This is a genomic window from Pedobacter indicus (assembly GCF_003449035.1).
GTDB classification, from domain to species: domain Bacteria; phylum Bacteroidota; class Bacteroidia; order Sphingobacteriales; family Sphingobacteriaceae; genus Albibacterium; species Albibacterium indicum.
On record NZ_QRGB01000001.1, the window covers coordinates 281,814 to 300,694 of the forward strand.

At 41.1% G+C, this 18,881-nt stretch carries 20 protein-coding genes; 14 read left to right on the plus strand and 6 right to left on the minus strand.

Going from position 1 to position 18,881, the window contains the following annotated elements; all coding sequences use genetic code 11:
- Positions 1–111 precede the first annotated feature (111 nt).
- Positions 112–984: a glucose-1-phosphate thymidylyltransferase RfbA gene (rfbA, locus tag D3P12_RS01425; protein ID WP_118193318.1), complete on the plus strand. Its 873-nt coding sequence runs from the start codon at positions 112–114 to the stop codon at positions 982–984.
- Positions 985–989: 5 nt separating this feature from the next.
- Positions 990–2,126 carry a GDP-mannose 4,6-dehydratase gene (gmd, locus tag D3P12_RS01430; protein ID WP_118193319.1) on the plus strand — a complete coding sequence of 379 codons (1,137 nt, stop codon included), beginning with the start codon at positions 990–992 and terminating at the stop codon, positions 2,124–2,126.
- 43 nt (positions 2,127–2,169) lie between these two features.
- Here gmd and D3P12_RS01435 read toward each other — a convergent pair whose 3' ends face one another.
- Both D3P12_RS01435 and D3P12_RS01440 read right to left on the minus strand, forming a co-directional pair.
- Entirely contained in the window at positions 2,170–2,904 is a 735-nt protein-coding gene (locus D3P12_RS01435; protein WP_118193320.1) for a 3-keto-disaccharide hydrolase, read from the minus strand.
- Positions 2,905–2,948: 44 nt separating this feature from the next.
- Positions 2,949–4,121 carry an acyl-CoA dehydrogenase family protein gene (locus D3P12_RS01440; protein ID WP_118193321.1) on the minus strand — a complete coding sequence of 391 codons (1,173 nt, stop codon included), beginning with the start codon at positions 4,119–4,121 and terminating at the stop codon, positions 2,949–2,951.
- Between the two features lie 103 nt (positions 4,122–4,224).
- On the opposite strand from D3P12_RS01440, the gene folB reads away from it, so the two are divergent.
- From folB to D3P12_RS01460, 4 genes are all read left to right on the plus strand, one after another.
- A complete protein-coding gene (gene folB / locus D3P12_RS01445) occupies positions 4,225–4,587 on the plus strand; it encodes a dihydroneopterin aldolase (RefSeq protein ID WP_118193322.1) in 363 nt (120 codons plus the stop codon).
- A gap of 13 nt (positions 4,588–4,600) precedes the next feature.
- Positions 4,601–6,013, plus strand: a complete 1,413-nt coding sequence (locus tag D3P12_RS01450; RefSeq protein ID WP_118193323.1) for an FAD-binding oxidoreductase — start codon at positions 4,601–4,603, stop codon at positions 6,011–6,013.
- A gap of 264 nt (positions 6,014–6,277) precedes the next feature.
- Positions 6,278–6,709 carry an Hsp20/alpha crystallin family protein gene (locus D3P12_RS01455; protein ID WP_118193324.1) on the plus strand — a complete coding sequence of 144 codons (432 nt, stop codon included), beginning with the start codon at positions 6,278–6,280 and terminating at the stop codon, positions 6,707–6,709.
- Positions 6,710–7,086: 377 nt separating this feature from the next.
- A complete protein-coding gene (locus D3P12_RS01460) occupies positions 7,087–7,788 on the plus strand; it encodes a hypothetical protein (protein WP_118193325.1) in 702 nt (233 codons plus the stop codon).
- A 12-nt stretch (positions 7,789–7,800) separates the two neighbouring features.
- Here the strand turns inward: D3P12_RS01460 and dnaA are convergent, their stop codons facing one another.
- Positions 7,801–9,228, minus strand: coding sequence for a chromosomal replication initiator protein DnaA (dnaA, locus tag D3P12_RS01465; RefSeq protein WP_118193326.1), 1,428 nt, complete (start codon positions 9,226–9,228; stop codon positions 7,801–7,803).
- A 371-nt stretch (positions 9,229–9,599) separates the two neighbouring features.
- Positions 9,600–11,150, minus strand: a complete 1,551-nt coding sequence (locus D3P12_RS01470; protein WP_118193327.1) for an acyl-CoA mutase large subunit family protein — start codon at positions 11,148–11,150, stop codon at positions 9,600–9,602.
- Between the two features lie 140 nt (positions 11,151–11,290).
- On the opposite strand from D3P12_RS01470, the gene D3P12_RS01475 reads away from it, so the two are divergent.
- Positions 11,291–11,641 carry a HesB/IscA family protein gene (locus tag D3P12_RS01475; protein ID WP_118193328.1) on the plus strand — a complete coding sequence of 117 codons (351 nt, stop codon included), beginning with the start codon at positions 11,291–11,293 and terminating at the stop codon, positions 11,639–11,641.
- Between the two features lie 111 nt (positions 11,642–11,752).
- Entirely contained in the window at positions 11,753–12,556 is an 804-nt protein-coding gene (locus D3P12_RS01480) for a UbiA family prenyltransferase (protein WP_118193329.1), read from the plus strand.
- Here the strand turns inward: D3P12_RS01480 and D3P12_RS01485 are convergent.
- Positions 12,539–13,495, minus strand: a complete 957-nt coding sequence (locus tag D3P12_RS01485; RefSeq protein WP_118193330.1) for an NAD(P)-dependent oxidoreductase — start codon at positions 13,493–13,495, stop codon at positions 12,539–12,541. The two genes, D3P12_RS01480 and D3P12_RS01485, sit on opposite strands and share 18 nt — an antisense overlap.
- On the minus strand, positions 13,488–14,276 hold the full coding sequence (gene rsmA, locus D3P12_RS01490; RefSeq protein WP_118193331.1) for a 16S rRNA (adenine(1518)-N(6)/adenine(1519)-N(6))-dimethyltransferase RsmA: 789 nt from the start codon (positions 14,274–14,276) through the stop codon (positions 13,488–13,490). The genes D3P12_RS01485 and rsmA overlap by 8 nt, the downstream gene beginning before the upstream one ends.
- 123 nt (positions 14,277–14,399) lie before the next feature.
- On the opposite strand from rsmA, the gene pdxA reads away from it, so the two are divergent.
- The 6 genes from pdxA (at position 14,400) to accB (ending at position 18,868) form a co-directional block, all read left to right on the plus strand.
- Positions 14,400–15,458 carry a 4-hydroxythreonine-4-phosphate dehydrogenase PdxA gene (pdxA, locus tag D3P12_RS01495; protein ID WP_118193332.1) on the plus strand — a complete coding sequence of 353 codons (1,059 nt, stop codon included), beginning with the start codon at positions 14,400–14,402 and terminating at the stop codon, positions 15,456–15,458.
- Between the two features lie 103 nt (positions 15,459–15,561).
- A complete protein-coding gene (locus tag D3P12_RS01500) occupies positions 15,562–16,095 on the plus strand; it encodes a YceD family protein (protein ID WP_118193333.1) in 534 nt (177 codons plus the stop codon).
- A 12-nt stretch (positions 16,096–16,107) separates the two neighbouring features.
- Positions 16,108–16,299 carry a 50S ribosomal protein L32 gene (gene rpmF, locus D3P12_RS01505; RefSeq protein WP_118193334.1) on the plus strand — a complete coding sequence of 64 codons (192 nt, stop codon included), beginning with the start codon at positions 16,108–16,110 and terminating at the stop codon, positions 16,297–16,299.
- 94 nt (positions 16,300–16,393) lie between these two features.
- Positions 16,394–17,332 carry a phosphate acyltransferase PlsX gene (gene plsX / locus D3P12_RS01510; protein WP_118193335.1) on the plus strand — a complete coding sequence of 313 codons (939 nt, stop codon included), beginning with the start codon at positions 16,394–16,396 and terminating at the stop codon, positions 17,330–17,332.
- 7 nt (positions 17,333–17,339) lie between these two features.
- A complete protein-coding gene (locus D3P12_RS01515) occupies positions 17,340–18,329 on the plus strand; it encodes a beta-ketoacyl-ACP synthase III (protein WP_118193336.1) in 990 nt (329 codons plus the stop codon).
- Between the two features lie 59 nt (positions 18,330–18,388).
- Entirely contained in the window at positions 18,389–18,868 is a 480-nt protein-coding gene (gene accB / locus D3P12_RS01520; RefSeq protein WP_118193337.1) for an acetyl-CoA carboxylase biotin carboxyl carrier protein, read from the plus strand.
- The last annotated feature ends 13 nt before the right edge of the window (positions 18,869–18,881 follow it).

The window sequence follows — 18,881 nt, forward strand, 5'->3', positions numbered from 1 at the left end:
TGTTGCAGCAATCACAATTATAGGCCTTTTAACTATTAGACTGCCAAAGGGAAGAAAAGGTTGCATCGAATAAGAAATATATTATAATTTTACCAATCTAAACTTGAGACATTGAAAGGAATTATTCTCGCCGGAGGCTCTGGCACCCGACTACATCCACTTACGCTGGCGGTCAGCAAGCAGTTGATGCCGGTTTACGATAAACCCATGATCTACTATCCGCTATCGACCTTAATGCTCGCAGGCATTCGGGAGATACTGATCATATCCACACCGCATGACTTACCACAGTTCAAAAAACTGTTAGGTACAGGCAACGCTATCGGGTGTAATTTCAGCTATGCGGAACAGGCAGAACCCAATGGGTTAGCTCAGGCCTTTGTCATAGGGAAGGAATTTATTGGAAAAGATAAAGTAGCTTTAATCCTTGGAGATAATATTTTTTACGGAGACGGGATATCAAAATTGTTGCAGCAAAAAACCCATGCTGATGGCGCAACGATATTTGCGTATCAGGTTTCCGATCCTGAACGATACGGCGTTGTTGAATTCAATGAAAACAATCAGGTAATATCCATTGAAGAAAAACCGAGTCAACCAAAATCAGATTACGCCGTTCCTGGTCTCTATTTTTATGACAACTCGGTTATTGAGATTGCAGAAAATTTAGAGCCTTCCGCTCGCGGGGAATATGAAATTACCGATGTCAACAAGGCATATCTTGACAAAGGCCAATTACATGTCGGAATTTTCAGTCGCGGTACTGCTTGGTTAGATACCGGAACCTTCCCTTCTCTCATGCAAGCAGGACAATTTGTTCAGGTCATCGAAGAACGACAAGGGTTAAAAATCGGCTGTATTGAAGAAGTGGCTTACCGAATGAATTTCATCAATGATGAACAACTACAGGCAGTTGCTCAACCACTCCTAAAAAGTGGCTATGGCAAATATTTATTGGAAAAGGTATTAAAGAAAAAGAAATAAAATATATGAAGGTTGCATTAATTACGGGGATAACGGGACAAGACGGAGCCTATTTAGCTGAGTTTTTGTTAAAAAAAGGTTATATCGTACACGGCGTGAAGCGACGGAGTTCTTTATTTAATACAGATCGTATCGATCATCTATACCAAGACCCACATGAAAAGGAAAAAAAATTCAACCTCCATTACGGGGATTTAACAGATGCGACAAACTTGATACGAATTGTGCAGGAGGTACAACCCGATGAGATCTACAACCTGGCGGCACAAAGCCATGTAAAAGTTAGCTTCGACACACCAGAATATACTGCTAATGCCGATGGCTTAGGGACACTGCGATTATTAGAAGCCGTCCGCATTTTGGGGATGACAGAAAAATGCCGAATCTACCAAGCATCAACATCCGAGCTGTACGGCCTGGTCCAGGAGGTTCCTCAAAATGAAAAGACACCCTTTTATCCACGCTCACCCTATGCAGTAGCCAAATTATACGCCTATTGGATTACCGTTAATTACCGCGAAGCTTATAACATGTATGCCTGCAACGGCATTCTGTTCAACCATGAGAGCCCGGTTCGAGGCGAAACCTTTGTAACCCGAAAAATCACACGCGGTGTAAGTAAAATTGCATTGGGACTGCAGGATTGCTTGTATCTAGGAAACCTGTCTGCACAACGCGACTGGGGGCATGCAAAAGACTATGTAGAAGCAATGTGGCTTATGTTGCAACAAAACCAGGCAGAAGACTATGTGATTGCAACCGGCGTAACGACCACCGTGCGCGAATTCGTTAGGCAAAGCTTCGAAGAGATTGGTATCGAGATCGAATTTGCAGGAAGAAACGAAAATGAGAAAGGAGTCGTTGTAGATCTTGACGAAGAGCGCCTACATACTTACGGGTTAAGCGCAGACAATATAAAAATGGGTCAGACGGTGGTACGCGTCGACCCAAGGTATTTTCGCCCTACTGAGGTTGAGCTGCTAATCGGAGACGCTTCCAAAGCTAACAAACAACTCGGGTGGAAGCCCAAGTATGACCTGCCAGCGCTTATCCATGAAATGATGCAGTCAGACGTCAAAGAAATGCAAAAAGACGACTATCTAAAAAAGGGAGGTTTCAAAATCTTCAATTATTTCGAATAGAGAAGTAATGTAAAATGAAGTTTGGATTAGCCCCCTATGTTCCTTAGAGTGGCCTAATCCAGATATTTCTGAAGCTTACAGGGTTGCCGTGATCTTGCAAGGATATAGGCCCGGCACCGTGAGCCTCGTATTTTGGCAAACCGATATATTCTGTCGTCCCGTCTAACTCGACGTTGTTCTGCACGAGAACCCCGTTATGGATCACGGTTATTCTTGCCTTCTCTTTTACACTTCCATCTTGATTAAAACGTGGGGCCGTCCAGATAATATCATAACTATGCCATTCCCCCTGCTCCCTTACAACACCAACCAATGGAACATGTTGCTTATAAATACTCGCCGCTTGTCCGTTCACATAGGTCTTGTTATTATACGTATCTAAAACCTGCACTTCATATAAACCTTGCATGAAGATCCCGCTATTTCCTCTTCCCTGACCTTCGCCTTTAATCACCAAGGGGCTGCGCCATTCAACATGCAATTGATAGTCTTCAAATTTTTGTTTCGTTTCAATACCCCCACTACCAGGTTTTACGGTGAAAATACCATCCTCAACGGTCCATGGTGCCGCACTCTTGTCTTTCGAACTAACCCATGCATCTAACGAAGATCCATCAAATAGAACAATGGCATCTGACGGTACCTTATTCTCCCCTTCAACTGTGACCTTTTTGGGTACTGGCTCCCAAAATTCCGTGTCTTCGGGTTTCATTTTTTCTTGGGCTTGCACATGAACACATGTCGCAACTAAAACACTGGCAATTAAAAAGCATTTCATTGATATTCAAATTTTGGTTATAAATTATGATTTAAGAAAATAATCTAAGAAAAAGCATTGATGCCGGTTATATCTGATCCGGTTATTAAAAGATGGATATCGTGTGTCCCCTCATAAGTAATCACAGATTCCAGGTTCATCATGTGGCGCATAATGGAATATTCGCCGGTAATACCCATCCCACCCAGTATTTGTCGAGCCTCACGCGCCACCTTTAGAGCAAGTTCGACATTGTTACGCTTAGCCATTGAGATTTGTGCCGGAGTCGCCCGGTTCTCATTTTTCAGTTGAGCAAGACGCCAAACCAACAACTGACCTTTGGTTATCTCGGTAATCATTTCAGCTAATTTCTTTTGCTGAAGTTGAAAACCTGCTATGGGTTTTCCAAACTGAATCCGCTCTTTCGAATATTTCAAGGCGGTATCATAACAGTCCATCGCCGCTCCCAGCGCCCCCCAAGCGATTCCATATCGGGCTTGATTCAAACAACTTAGCGGTCCCTTCATCCCTTTAACGTTCGGCAAGATTTGGTCTTTCGATATTTTAACGTTATCAAAAACAAGCTCACCAGTAGCCGATGCCCGCAGGCTCCATTTGTTATGGGTTTCCGGCGTAGAAAAGCCTTCAGCACCCCTTTCTACAATAATTCCATGTACTACTCCCTCCGGATTTTTTGCCCACACGATAGCAATATCTGCAAAAGGGGCATTACTGATCCACATTTTGCTTCCATTAAGGATGATCTCATCTCCATCTTCCTCATAGCTACATAACATGTCTGATGGATTTGACCCATGATCTGGCTCAGTTAAGCCGAAACAACCCATTAATTCTCCACTGGCCAGCTTAGGAAGATATCTCCTTTTCTGTTCCTCACTGCCAAACGCCAATATAGGATACATAACTAAAGACCCTTGGACCGAAGCGGTTGACCGGATTCCGGAATCGCCTCTTTCTAGTTCTTGCATCATGATGCCATAGGCTAGATAATCCAATCCTGAGCCACCGTACGTTTCCGGCACAGTGGGACCAAAAAGACCAAGCTGTGCCATCCCTTTCAATAATCGACTAGGAAAGCTAGCTTCTTGCGCATGTTTTTCAATAATAGGCAAGAGCTCTTTATTCACCCAAGTTCTAACAGTTGAACGAATTAACTTGTGTTCTTCAGAGATTAATTCATCTAATAAATAATAATCCGGAGACTGGTATGTGCTCATAAATAAAAGGAATGAGATGCATGACTCTAATCAAACTTAGATAAATTTTCTCTTATATGAAATTATAATTTCCCCTGCTTAAAAAAATATTTAGATTTGCTATATGGGGAGAATAGTTTCTATTGAATTAGAAAACGCTCGTTTTTATGCCTATCACGGCTACTATCCTGAAGAGCAAATTCTAGGTAATGAATATGATGTCTCTATCAAAGCCCAATATACTTTTGCTGATATTGACACCGAGAACCTAGCACATACTGTTAATTATGAGACCCTGTACCAAATAGCGAAGAAAAAAATGAGCCAGCCACGGAAACTTTTAGAAACCGTAGCAAGTGATATACTGAAAGAAATCAACGCTCAGTTTTCTGAAATAATAGCAATTGAAATTAGCATCGTAAAAATAAACCCACCATTTGGTGCCGATAAGGCAACAGCAAAAGTTAGTTTACACTGGACAAGTTAATATTTTTAAAATAATGAAATTCATCCCGATAAGCAAAGAGATTTTAGAGCAAATTATCGCCATCACCGGCGAGAGAACTTTTTATAACAAAGAAGATCTCGAGCGCTTTTCACATGACGAAACTGAAGACCTCGTATTCTACCCCGAAGTGGTTACTCTTCCTGAATCGACAGAAGAAGTATCCGCATTGGTGAAATTATGCGATAAACACCAAATTCCGATCACCCCAAGAGGCGCAGGAACAGGATTGAGCGGAGGGGCATTAGCCATCCATGGAGGCTTGGTGATCTGCATGGAGAAAATGAATAAAATCATCGATATTGATGAACGTAATTTACAAGCAACCGTGGAGCCCGGAGTTATTACCGAAAATCTCATTGATGCTGTTGGGGACAAAAACCTACTCTATCCGGTTGACCCAGCCAGCAAAGGATCCTGCTTTATCGGCGGAAACGTTGCACATGGAAGTGGCGGACCACAAGTGGTAAAATATGGAACAATTCGGGAGTATATCCTAAACCTCGAGGTCGTGCTCCCATCTGGCGAAATTATCTGGACGGGCGCCAATACACTAAAGTTTTCGTCCGGCTACAACCTGACCCAATTAATGATCGGTTCGGAGGGAACGTTGGGAATTGTTACAAAAATCGTGGTGAAATTGATCCCAAAACCAAAGGAGAACATCCTTATGTTAGCTTCATTCAAAAGCAATGAAGCTGCTTGCCAAGCTGTATCACGCATTTTTATGGCCGGCCAAACTCCTTCTTCACTAGAATTCATGGAACGCAAAGGCGTTGAGTGGGTCATTAAATACGATCAGATTGCCTTTACCCTGGTTGACGGAATCGAGGCTTTCCTGCTTATTGAAGTCAATGGCGATAGCATGGACGATCTATTCATGCAATGCGAACAGATCAATATTGTATTAGAAGAGAACGATTGCCAAGACGTTCTACTGGCCGACTCTTCTGCACAAAAAGAAGCCTTATGGAACATGAGAAGAACCATGGCCGTTTCAGTAAAATCAAACTCGGTGTACAAGGAAGAAGACACCGTTGTTCCGCGCGCCGAGTTGCCTAAGCTCATTAAAGGAATTAAAGAAATTGGTAATCGTTATGGTTTTGAGTCTGTATGTTACGGCCATGCAGGCGACGGCAATTTGCACGTTAATATTATTAAAGGCGGCATGAACGATGAAGACTGGAACCACAAATTGGGAGATGGGATTAAAGAGATTTTTGAACTGACGGTCTCTCTCGGCGGAACGCTCTCTGGCGAACATGGGATCGGTTATGTACAAAAGGATTACATGCCCATCAAGTTTTCCCCGGTCCATATAGCCCTGATGCAAGGCATAAAAACAGTTTTTGACCCCAAAGGCATTATGAATCCAGGAAAAATGTTTAATCCGCCCGCCAATGCTTAATCCGATCACCAATAATGAACAGATATGCAGCGCCTGATCTTTCAAAACTTCTGCCCAATCAGCTTCTTTTTGACTTGTCCGCAGATCGGCAAAAGTAATTGAAACCGACCGATTCAAGACAAAATGGCATGTTTATTTTAAAAGACATGACATTTTGTCTTATTCCAATTAAATAACCTTCCCTTTTTACCAACGGTCTACATTTTGATTCCCATAAAGTGCAGTTAAACAATTTTTAAAAACACTTACAAAAGGAACAATATTATGACACTTACAAAATCACTACAAAGAAATCACAGCGTAGACCCTTGGTTAAACGATGTATTTGACAGCTTTTTTAACGACAATGGATTACGAAGAAGCTTTTTCAGCAAAACACCATCTGTAAACATCTCAGAAAAGGACAACGGCTTCGAAGTTGAGTTAGCCACCCCAGGCTTAAAAAAGGAAGATTTTTCTATCAGCATCGAAAAAGACATCTTAACGATTAGCGCTGAGAAAAAAGAAGAAAAAGAAGTTGAAGACAAGAAGTATAGCAAACGCGAATTCAACTACACCTCTTTCTCACGCAGCTTTACCTTGCCTGAAAACATCGATGAGGAATCTATCGACGCAAAATACGAAAATGGCATCTTAAGCATCTCTTTAACCAAAAAAGAAAACACAGATACCAAGAAAATGATCGCAATATCATAACAGAAGTATTTTAAAAAGAATCTAAACAAAAAGCGGGAGACCCTTTCATGGGTCTCCCGCTTTTTTATGGCAAATTACCTGCAATCCGACATTGCTGTGTTTAGCTCGTTATACATGTTTAACGATACATTCGCTATTAATTCCCTATTGACTCCCTATATCTTGATAAAAACAGGGAGTTAATAGCCTATTATTTGTTATAATCCCCCTTAACATACAAACCAAATACTCGAGCAAATCAGCTCCTTTAGAAGCTTCAAAAAAACAGATTATTGTTGCATAGCTTACTATTGGTTAGCATAGCTTCTCATATTTTGCTTTATTGTACAGAGTTATCCATATTGGGGTTTTGTTAAACTTTTTAAATCATAAATGCAATGGCTATTTTAAACAAAAATGGAAAACTTCGTGGAAGAATCGGCAACTATATCCATCGGGAGGTAAACGGCAAGCAAGTTATACAGTCTTCTCCGCAGCCGAGAGCACCGAAAGGCGGGACAATCGTGGAAAATCACAAATTTCAGGTGGCGGCACAACTAAGCGCGATGCTGTATCACCCGATCAAGGACTTCGCCTGGGATCGGTCCTACAGCTATCTACATGGTAGATTAACGAGTGCAATAAAAACATTGCTCTTTTCAGATGGAGAGCAGCAGCAACTCGGGAAATATATCGCACTGGATAAGAACAATCATCTACAGGAGATATTTAACGAGCTTCCGACGACATCCAAAGCTGGCAGCCAACTGGAAATTGATATTCCGAAAATAAAAGCCACTAAAGGAAACAAAAAGCTCGCGAACGCTGAATATATTTCTTATGAAGTGGCGTTGATGAATTTTTCAGACGACGGAATTCTTTCTACCGAACAACTTTTAAAAACAGAACGCCTTAAACTTGACCGCGAATACGCTGGGCAACGACTTACCGTTGACCTAGACAAGAGAATATCGCTTGGAACCGATCTGCTGCTTGTGCTGATCCGGACGGAACTGTTCAAATACCTTAATTCTTCTGCTTTTTTGAATTCAAAGGTGCTTAATCCCGCAGGTATCTTGGGACTGTGGAAATTGGGTTAAGGTGTAAGCACCTTAAACTAATTTTATTTTTTTCTGAATATCCTGGACATACGATCTGAATTTCTTATCGGTTTCAATAAGATCTACAACCGTCTGACATGCGTAGATAACAGTTGAATGGTCCCTGCCTCCAAAATGCGACCCGATCGACTTCAATGATGTCTTTGTATAGTTCTTTGCCAAATACATCGAAATTTGCCGAGCTTGCACGATTTCTCTTTTTCTGGTTTTTGACTTAACCATCTCCACGGGAACTTCGAAATAATCACACACAAGCTTCTGTATATAATCAATTGAGATTTCTTTATGACTATTCTTGATAAAGTTCTTCAGCATAGACTTTGCAAGACTTAAATCAATTTCCTTTTTATTGAGAGTTGACTGCGCCAACAAGGACACCATCGCCCCCTCAAGCTCCCTAACGTTATTATCAATATTATTTGCAACGTATTCAACCACTTCATATGGGAGGTCTATACCATCTGAATACATTTTCTTTTGAAGAATTGCCATACGTGTCTCCAGATCAGGGATCTGCATGTCAGCCGATAAGCCCCATTTAAAGCGGCTCAGCAAACGCTCTACTACCCCTGACAAGTCTTTCGGCGGCTGATCAGATGTTAATATTATCTGCTTCCCTGACTGGTGGAGATGGTTGAATATATGAAAGAATATATCTTGTGTTTTCTCCTTACCAGCAAAATTATGAACGTCATCCATGATAATAACATCCATTGCCTGGTAAAAATTAACAAAATCATTAATGGTTCTATTTTTAAGAGAATCAACAAACTGCTGGCAGAAGCGTTCACAGGAAACATAAATAACTAGCTTATCAGGATAGTTCTTTTTGATTTCATTTCCGATGGCTTGCACGAGGTGCGTCTTTCCGAGACCCACACCTCCGTATACCATCAAAGGGTTAAAAGATGTCCCCCCGGGTTTTTGCGCAACAGCATACCCTGCTGATCGCGCTAAACGATTGCAGTCTCCCTCAATGAAATTATCGAATGTGTAATTTTGATTTAACTGAGGGTTAACTTGTAGCTTTTTTAGTCCGGGAATAACGAAAGGATTCTTTATATCCTTATTCAATGCAACAGGCACAGGAATCGATTGTCTGTTGCCGGCAGCCCCATTGCCATTGGACGGCATGTTGGTAGTATAAGGGTTGTTGTTGGATGAGTTCTCTACGACAATATTATATTCCAATCTTCCATTCTCACCTAACTGTTGTTTAATTGTTTTACGTAACAGACCTACAAAGTGCTCCTCCAACCACTCATAAAAAAAGAGGCTCGGTACCTGAATGGTTAAGACATCACCCTCAAGACGCAACGCTTTGATCGGCTCAAACCACGTGGTAAAACTTTGTGCTGGGATATTATCTTTAATCACTTGAAGGCAATTCTTCCATACGTCCGTACACGTTTTTTCCATGTTCAATTTCTTAATATTCTGATTTACAATGCTCGTGGGCTTTTATGTTGATAACCCATTGGAAAACCGAAGGTCATAAAAAAAAAGTATTTAAAAAAGTTAAATTTAAATAAAGGTTCAAAATATTGACATACAAAACGTTATGTCAAAAAAGCACTAAAAATACTGTATTTATCAGGCTTGAAATTTATTTATTAACATTTTACCAATGACACTTTTTCGCTTCTCAAAATTCAGGTAAAAACAACCTATTTTTCCCGACTTAATATAGCAAAAAAAGACCCTATTCTAGAAATAAAAAATGCAATTATTTCTAGAGCATTGATGGTCACTATTTTGACAATATTATTATCAAGTAACCCTTTGGTAATTTACAGTCGAAACTCGCCAAAAATTTCTCTCAGAACATTGGATATTTCACCTAAAGTAGCGTAGGATTCGACTGCCTTAAGAATAAAGGGCATGGTATTCTCCCCTTGCGCCGCCGCATCTTTTAATTCTGCCAACGCCTGACCTACGCGCTCTGCTGACCGTCGCCTCTTTAGTTCCTCCAGTTTTCTGATCTGCAACTGACGGATCTCGTCATTGACACGAAATGGCTTTTCTAGCCCATTTTCTTTCTCAATAAATTTATTAACCCCTACGATAATCTGATCGCCGTTTTCGACCTGCAATTGATAATCATAAGCCGCACTGGCTATTTCATCCTGCATAAAACCGCTTTCAACCGCCTTAATAGCTCCTCCCATCCGATCTATTTGTTCGATATAATCTTTTGCTCCTTTTTCTAGTTCATCTGTGAGGTTTTCTACAAAAAAAGAACCACCTAAAGGGTCAACAGTATTTGTTACACCTGTCTCGTATGCAATGATCTGCTGCGTTCTTAGCGCAACTTTCGCCGCATCTTCAGTCGGAAGCGAAATAGCTTCATCATAACCGTTGGTATGAAGGGACTGAGCACCACCCAATACAGCAGCTAAGGCTTGATTGGCAACTCTTGCAATATTATTCTGTGCTTGCTGCGCCGTGAGAGTAGATCCACCTGTTTGTGCATGGAAGCGAAGTGATTGTGATCTTGCGCTGCTCACCCCAAGTTCTTTTGTTATCTGAGCCCATAGTCTTCTTGCCGCTCTAAACTTAGCAATCTCTTCGAAGAAATCGTTATGGCAGTTAAAGAAAAAGGAGATACGGGCAGCTAGCGAATTTATATCTAGCCCCCTTTCTTTGGCCGCTAATAGATAGGCTTTGCCATTTGCTAAGGTGAATGCTAATTCCTGCACCGCGGTAGAACCCGCCTCGCGGATATGGTATCCAGAAACGGAAATTGTATTCCAGCGTGGAACATGCTTACTACAATATTCAAAAACATCCGTAATCAGTCGAATGGAAGGTTTGGGAGGATAAATATAGGTACCTCGCGCAATGTACTCTTTCAGTATATCATTTTGAATCGTCCCCGAAAGCGTTGACAAATCTGATTTTTTCTTCTTGGCTACTGCGATGTACATAGCCAAAAGTATAGGAGCCGTTGCATTTATGGTCATCGATGTTGTGATTTCACCGAGTTCAATCCCTTCGAAAAGGATCTCCATATCCGCCAAAGAGTCGATCGCTACGCCGACCTTCCCCACTTCGCCCTCAGCCATGACATCATCCGAATCATAGCCGATCTGTGTAGGAAGGTCAAATGCCACGGAAAGTCCCATCGTTCCTTGCTTTAATAAGTAATGATAACGCTTATTCGACTCCTCAGCAGTAGAATAACCAGCATATTGGCGCATAGTCCACACTCTCCCTCGATACATATCTTTTCGAATCCCCCGCGTGAAAGGGAAATCGCCCGGCAGTTCCACCATAGGTCTGCAGTATGTGTAGACCTCTTTCACCTCTATGCCCGAAGATGTATGTCTTTTTTCCGTCATAATACTTAAAGTTAATCTTTTAAAATCGCTTTTTGCGGCATATACGTATGTGTAAGGCGCAAGAAGCCACCAATGAAAACAAATATGATTATTTTCGTGTATATTTGTAACAGATACATGTGGACATAAACGATAGGACTATGTTAAAAGAAACTGCAACTACTTCCCCAATTTCATTTACCGAAGGTGCTGTTCGTGAGTTAAAAAAGCTCAGAGATCAGCAAGAAATAGGCGAAGACTTCGGTTTACGCATCGGTGTAGAAGGTGGGGGCTGCTCAGGCTTAAATTATATTTTAGGCTTCGATCAAATTAAAGATGGAGATTCCGAGTATCTGATCGATGGCATCCGCGTATTTATGAATCAAGCGCACGGGCTTTATTTAGCCGGCATGCAGATTGACTTCCAAAGCGGCCTGAATGCGCGTGGATTTGTTTTTAACAATCCCAATGCACAATCAACATGTGGGTGTGGCACCTCATTTTCTGCATAGCCCACGGAACCAAGTAAGAGATTAACTCAATATCAGGTGGTGCTGCCTAAGCCCTTTCTACAAGCATTGGATTTCATTTTATTTAGCAATATTTTTATTGCGTGCTGTGCAATGGCTCAGGTAGGATTAACGTACTTACTCTTAGGTGCGCCTGTCGATTACTTTGCTGTTTTCTTTACGGGTTGCGGCACATTATTTCTCTATAACTTCAGCATGATTATGGCACGACCGGCAAATCCAATGTCGTCACCTCATCGGCGTGTACATTGGATTTACTCCCATTATCGGCTCGTACTTGGCCTAAGCGCCGGTGCCCTGCTTCTGATGGCTCCCTTAATGTTTACGTTTGAGTTCCGGACATTGACGGTGCTCTTTTTTACGGGGCTTATTGCTATTTCCTACAATCGCCCGGTATTAAAAAAACTATCTAATCTACGAGATGTGCCGGGTGCCAAATTATTTATTATTTCCTTGGTATGGACTCTTAGCTGTGTTTATGTGCCTATCGTTGAATTAAATTCTACCGGCTATTTCGTGTCGGGCACCGATACACTTTTGTTAGCGGCAAAGCGCTTCCTGTTTATTACGGCGATAACCATTCCCTTCGATATTCGCGATTTATTCCAAGATCAGAAATATAATCTAAAAACCCTGCCCGTGTTACTGGGCGGCAAAAAATCGCTTCTATTCTGCCAAACTTTGTTAGTTCTCTACATTATCATTTTACTGATTTTTGTTGACAGAATTTCCATCGCGACAATTGGTTTGATCCTCGTTACGCTTATCACGGGCTGGCTTATATTCAAATCGAAATGGGAGAAGAATGAATACTTTTATTTTCTATTCCTAGACGGCACGTTGGCCCTCCAATTCCTTAGCGTTTGGAGCCTTCAATCACTAACCCGCAGCTTGTAGATCCATATAGCTGTCAACAATCTTTTCGGCAAGGACTTTCGATATTTTGTAGTACGATTCAACCGACCACCCAGCTACATGGGGTGTCAGAACAACATTTTGAAGGTTAGCTATTTTGGAAAACCATTGCGTACCCTGAAGCTCACCTGCTTTCTCTACCGGCAGCACATCTAGACATGCTCCGAGAACTGTTTTATTTTCAATAGCCCAAATAAGAGCCTCTATATCAACTATCTCTCCTCGGGCTCCATTTAGGAAAAAAATGGGTTTCTTAAACTTCTGAAGATAGCTATGATTAACCATAAACCTTGTCTCTGTTGTAAGTGGGATGTGCAGACTAAGCACATCCACCCGACTAAATAACTCTTCCATCGTAGACTCTTTAACCAGGTGGCTACCGAACCCAGATTTATACTTGTCATAGGCTAAAATCTCAACGTCAAAACCACTTAACTTTCGAGCCATAGCTTGTCCGTTATTCCCATAGCCTACTAAACCTACAGTCCGCCCGGACAACTCAATCCCTCTGTTTTCTTCTCGCTGCCATTTCGCCTCCCGCACTTCTCTATCAGCACATGTTATTTTATTAAATAAAGTCAGTAACATACCTAGCATATGTTCAGCAACAGCATCACAGTTGCCCTCTGGAGCAGAAACTAATCGGATATTTTTTGACTCTGCATAAGCGACATCAATGTTGTCGACTCCGGCTCCGGCCCGCCCAATAACTTTGAGCTTCACCCCCTTATCCAAAAACCCGGCATCTACTTTAAATTTCGAACGAACGATCAGGCCGTGATACTTTCCAATAATACCCTCCGCTTGTTCTGGTTGAATATGAGGTTGGTAATCTACCTGAATGCCCGCCTTTTCAACGATATTCAGAAATATTTCATGTATGTCATCAACTATCAATAGTCTAAAATCAACTTTATTCATGATTTATTCTTGATTCTGTAATTTCCTTGGTTAAAGCAATGAAATCCTCGACAGACAGGCGCTCTGCCCTTAAATCCATAAACCTGTTGCCATTCATTTTATCTTTATCAATCAAAGCAGAAAGGGCATTCCTCAATGTCTTCCGACGCTGATTAAACCCAGCTTTAACAACTTGTTTAAAAAGCTTTTCATCGCAGTCGAGCTGCGGAGTCGGGTTGCGGACAAGTCGGATTACACCTGACAAAACCTTTGGAGGAGGATTAAACGACCCTGCTTTTACAGTGAAAAGATATTTAATATCATAATATGCCTGTAACAAAACGCTTAAAATACCGTATTCCTTTGTACCTGGCTGTGCAGTACACCTTTGCGCGACCTCCTTCTGAAACATTCCGACAACTTCGACAACACGATTTCGTTCTTCAAGAATTTTGAAAAGTATTTGTGATGAAATGTTATATGGAAAGTTTCCAATAACCGCGACCTTCTCACTGCCTATCAGGTCTTCTAGAGACACGGAAAGAAAGTCACCTAAAATTAGTCGGGGTTTCTGATCAGGGTATTTTTCCTCTAAATACTGAATCGACTCTTCGTCAATATCAATAAACCAGGCATTTAGTTTTTTCTCTATAAGGAAATCAGACAACACCCCCATTCCCGGGCCTACTTCAATGACTGCATCAAGCTTATTAGTAAATTGTAGAGCGTCTACAATTTTCCTCGCTGCATTTCGATCTGTTAAAAAATGCTGCCCCAAGTGCTTTTTCGCTTGTACTGCCATGGTTCAATACTATTAAGATAACGCAAAGGTAAGCGAATATTTAAAAGAATAAGGGTGCTTAGGCTTTGACAAATTGAATAAATCTAGCATTTTTTATACTTTTGATATTCACAAAGCATAAACATGAGCGAAAAGAAATTAAAAATTGGAGTATCCATTGGTGATGTGAACGGCATAGGCTTGGAAGTGATAATTAAAACTTTTGCTGATAATCGAATTACTGATTTTTGCACTCCGATTGTCTATGGGAATACCAAAATAGCTTCATATTATCGAAAAAATATTGGCTTAAATGACTTCAGCTTTCATGTTATCAACCATCCGGATCAAGCTAATGACAAGCGAGCCAACATGATTAATTGCTGGGATGAGGATGTTAAGATTACTCCTGGTGAAGAAAACGAAACGGGTGGGAAATATGCTTTTCTTTCGCTAGAAGCGGCCATGAACGATTTGCTCGACGGAAAGCTTGATGCTTTAGTAACAGCACCCATCAATAAAAATTCAATTCAAAGTGAAGCTTTCAAGTTTCCAGGTCATACCGAATACTTACAGTCACGCACAGGCGCAAGTGATTCACTCATGTTTATGATTAGCGATGACCTGCGCATCGGCGTAGTAACCGGGCACATTCCACTCAAAGACGTTTCTCAATACTTAAGCTCTGAGCAGATTGTTAGTAAACTGCAATTAATGAACCAGTGTTTACGAAACGACTTTTGGATTGAAAAGCCAAAAATAGCTGTATTAGGCCTTAATCCTCATGCCGGTGACCATGGTTTAATTGGAACCGAAGAGAAAGAAATTATTCAACCGGCAATCGAACGTGCACAAGAACTAGATATTTTCGCGTTCGGCCCCTATCCTGCCGATGGTTTTTTTGCTGGTAATAATTATAAAAATTTTGATGGTATATTAGCTATGTACCATGACCAGGGCCTGATTCCCTTTAAATATATCGCTTCACACCGTGGCATTAACTTTACAGCAGGCTTGCCTATCGTTCGTACATCTCCTGATCATGGCACGGCCTTCGATATAGCTGGAAAAAATATGGCATCAGCTGACTCCTTTCGATCTGCTTTATTTGCTGCTATCAATATCGTTAAACAAAGGGAAGAACAAAAAACACTCCTATCTAATAGATTAAAAACGAAAAGATTGTCTAAAGACCGAGATTAGCCAGTCGAAAATATGCCGTAAAACACCCCACAATATGTATTATGTAAAATACTTTCACAAGTTATAAATAATCCCTAAATTTGCGGGCTTTAATTATCGTGCTTTGAATTATTTGAACACCTTTCGTATTCCATATATCGGCTTAAAACTAGGTCAGCATATTTTTGAGTTTGAAATCAATAAAGCATTCTTCAATGAATATGAATATTCCATAGTAAAAGACGGGAATTTGAAAGCGACTATTGAGATTGACAAACAAGAAACTATGATGATTGTCAACTTCAATATCAATGGAACATTAAAGCTAAGCTGTGATCTATGCCTGAATGACTTTCCTTCAGCGACAGATATTAAAGAAAGATTGATTGTCAAATTTTCAGATAACGGGGAAGAGAACGAACAAAGTGAAGAAATATTAGTTCTATCAAAAAAAGAGTACGAGTTTGATGTAGCTCCACTGATATATGAGTACATCAATCTAGCCGTTCCGTTTAATAATCGGTGTAGTGATCCTGGGAACATGGACGCCTGTGATCGAGAAATGATTAAAAAGTTAGAAGCTCTGGCTGCTGATAAAGATACGGTTTCAAAAACCGACCCAAGATGGGAAGCATTAAATAAAATAAAGAAACAATAAAAATAAAAGAAGATGGCACATCCAAAACGTAAAACATCTAAATCGAGAAGAGACAAAAGAAGAACACACTACAAAGCAGTAGCTCCTGGTTTAACAACTTGTCAAACAACAGGAACAGTACACTTGCCTCACCGCGCATACGAAGTTGACGGTGTCTTGTACTACAATGGCAAAGTACTTATTGAAAATACGACCGTTGCTTAATTTATTTTTTTAAGTACGAAAAACATCTTAAGGTTCACTAAAAAAGTGCTACCTTGGGATGTTTTTTCACTTTATTTAAATAAAATAAAATAGAATGAAGATTGGCGTAGACATCATGGGCGGCGATTATGCCCCAGAATCAATTGTTTTAGGAGCGATAGAAGCTCGAAAAGAATTATCGTCAGATCAAACTATCGTTCTAATCGGTGATCAGGCTCAGGCTCATAAAATCATCCAGGAAGCGGGCGAAAATCCCGACAATTTCCAATTTGTCCATACAACTGAAACCATCAGTATGGGCGAACATCCTACCAAAGCAATAACACATAAGCCGAACTCCAGCATCAGTGTTGGTTTTCAATTATTGAAAGAAGGAGAGCTTGATTCTTTTTCTTCAGCCGGCAACACAGGTGCCATGCTCGTTGGAGCTATGTTCAGTGTGAAAAATATTGAAGGTGTATCACGTCCGGCTATTGCAACCAATATACCCAAGGAAAAAAGCGGTTACGGTATCTTGCTCGATGTAGGAGCCAATGCGGACTGTAAGGCAGAAACCCTACTTCAGTTCGCCATATTGGGTAGCCTCTTTATTGAACACATCTATCAAGTAGAGAACCCTAAGGTCGGTCTTTTGAATCTTGGCGAGGAAGAGGAAAAAGGCAACAACCTTACCCATGCCGCCTTCCCATTATTGAAGGAAAAGGAATCCCTTAATTTCGTCGGGAACATTGAAGGGAGAGATTTGTTTAACGACCGGGCTGACGTGATGGTATGTGATGGCTTTGTTGGCAATATTGTCTTAAAACTCGCTGAGTCATTTCACGAATTAGTCGAAAAAAGGAATTTTAAAGATGAGTTCTTCGATCGCTTTAATTATGAACAATACGGAGGAAGCCCAATTCTAGGTGTTAATGCTCCAGTGATTATAGGCCACGGCATTTCAAGTCCGCGCGCTGTAAAAAACATGATCTTACTTTCGCGGTTAATGATAGAGTCTAACATCACAGATAAAATTAGGTCCGCTTTTAATTAAAATTAAAATGTCTAAAATTAATGCTGCTATAACGGCTGTTCATGGATACGTTCCTCCCTATGTGCTAACGAATAAAGAGTTAGAATCACTTGTCGATACAAACGACGAATGGATTACTACACGAACAGGAATTAAAGAACGACGGATATTAAAAGATCCGGAGAAAGCAACTTCCGATCTGGCGGTACCTGCTGTTCAAGGACTTCTTGAGAAACGGGGAATCGGTGCAGAAGAGATTGAACTTATTATATTTGCTACGGCTACTCCGGATATGGCATTCCCGGCCACAGCTAATATTCTTGCCGACAAAGTGGGTGCAATTAATGCCTGGGGCTATGATTTGCAAGCTGCCTGCTCTGGTTTTCTGTATGCACTGGCCACCGGAGCCCAGTACATCGAGTCTGGGAAGCATAAAAAAGTCTTAATAGTAGGTGGCGACAAAATGTCCTCGATTGTTGATTATACAGACAGAACTACTTGCATCTTATTTGGTGACGGTTGTGGCGCTGTACTTTTAGAGCCTAATGAGGAAGGGAACGGTGTTATTGACTCTGTCCTGAAAAGCAACGGCGCTGGAAGGCATTATCTATATCAAAAGTCCGGCGGTTCTTTGAACCCGGCAAGTCATGAGACCGTGGCCGCGCGTGAACACTTTATCTACCAGGAAGGCAAAGCCGTATTCAAATTTGCAGTAACGAACATGGCGGATGCGGCTGCAGAGGTGATGGAAAGAAATAGTCTCGCTGGGGATGATATTGCCTGGCTCGTTCCACATCAGGCGAATAAACGTATTATTGATGCTACTGCCAATAGAATGGGCATCGGTGAAGATAAAATCATGATCAACATCGACCGTTACGGAAATACAACAAACGGGACGATTCCACTCTGTTTATGGAACTGGGAAGACAAATTAAAAAAGGGAGATTCATTAATATTAGCTGCCTTCGGGGGTGGATTTACTTGGGGGTCGATTTACCTAAAATGGGCCTATTGATTCATTAGCTAATTTTCGCTATATTTAATTTATAACACTATTAAATCAAACAAAACTCGATGGATATCAAACAAATACAAGACCTGATTAAGTTTGTTGCCAAATCTGGCGTCAACGAGGTTTCAATCGAAGAACAAGACTTTAAGATTACGATTAAAACGAGTAAAGAGCCTACTTACGTAACGGCTGCGGTACCAGCTCCGGCGCCTGCTCCGGTTCAAAGTGCACCTGCTCCTGCTCAAACAGAGAATAAAGCTCCAGCGCAAGCTTCACAACCGAAAGATGACGATTCATCAAAATATGTGACGGTTAAATCACCGATGATTGGTACATTTTATCGCTCATCGGGCCCAGATAAACCGGCTTTTGTAAATGTAGGTGATTCCATCTCTCCGGGGCAAGTGGTTTGCATCGTTGAAGCAATGAAGCTTTTCAACGAAATTGAATCTGAAATAGCTGGAAAAATTGTAAAGGTTCTTGTTGATGACGCACAGCCAGTAGAATACGATCAGCCTTTATTCTTGGTGGACCCTAGTTAAATAAACGAAAATA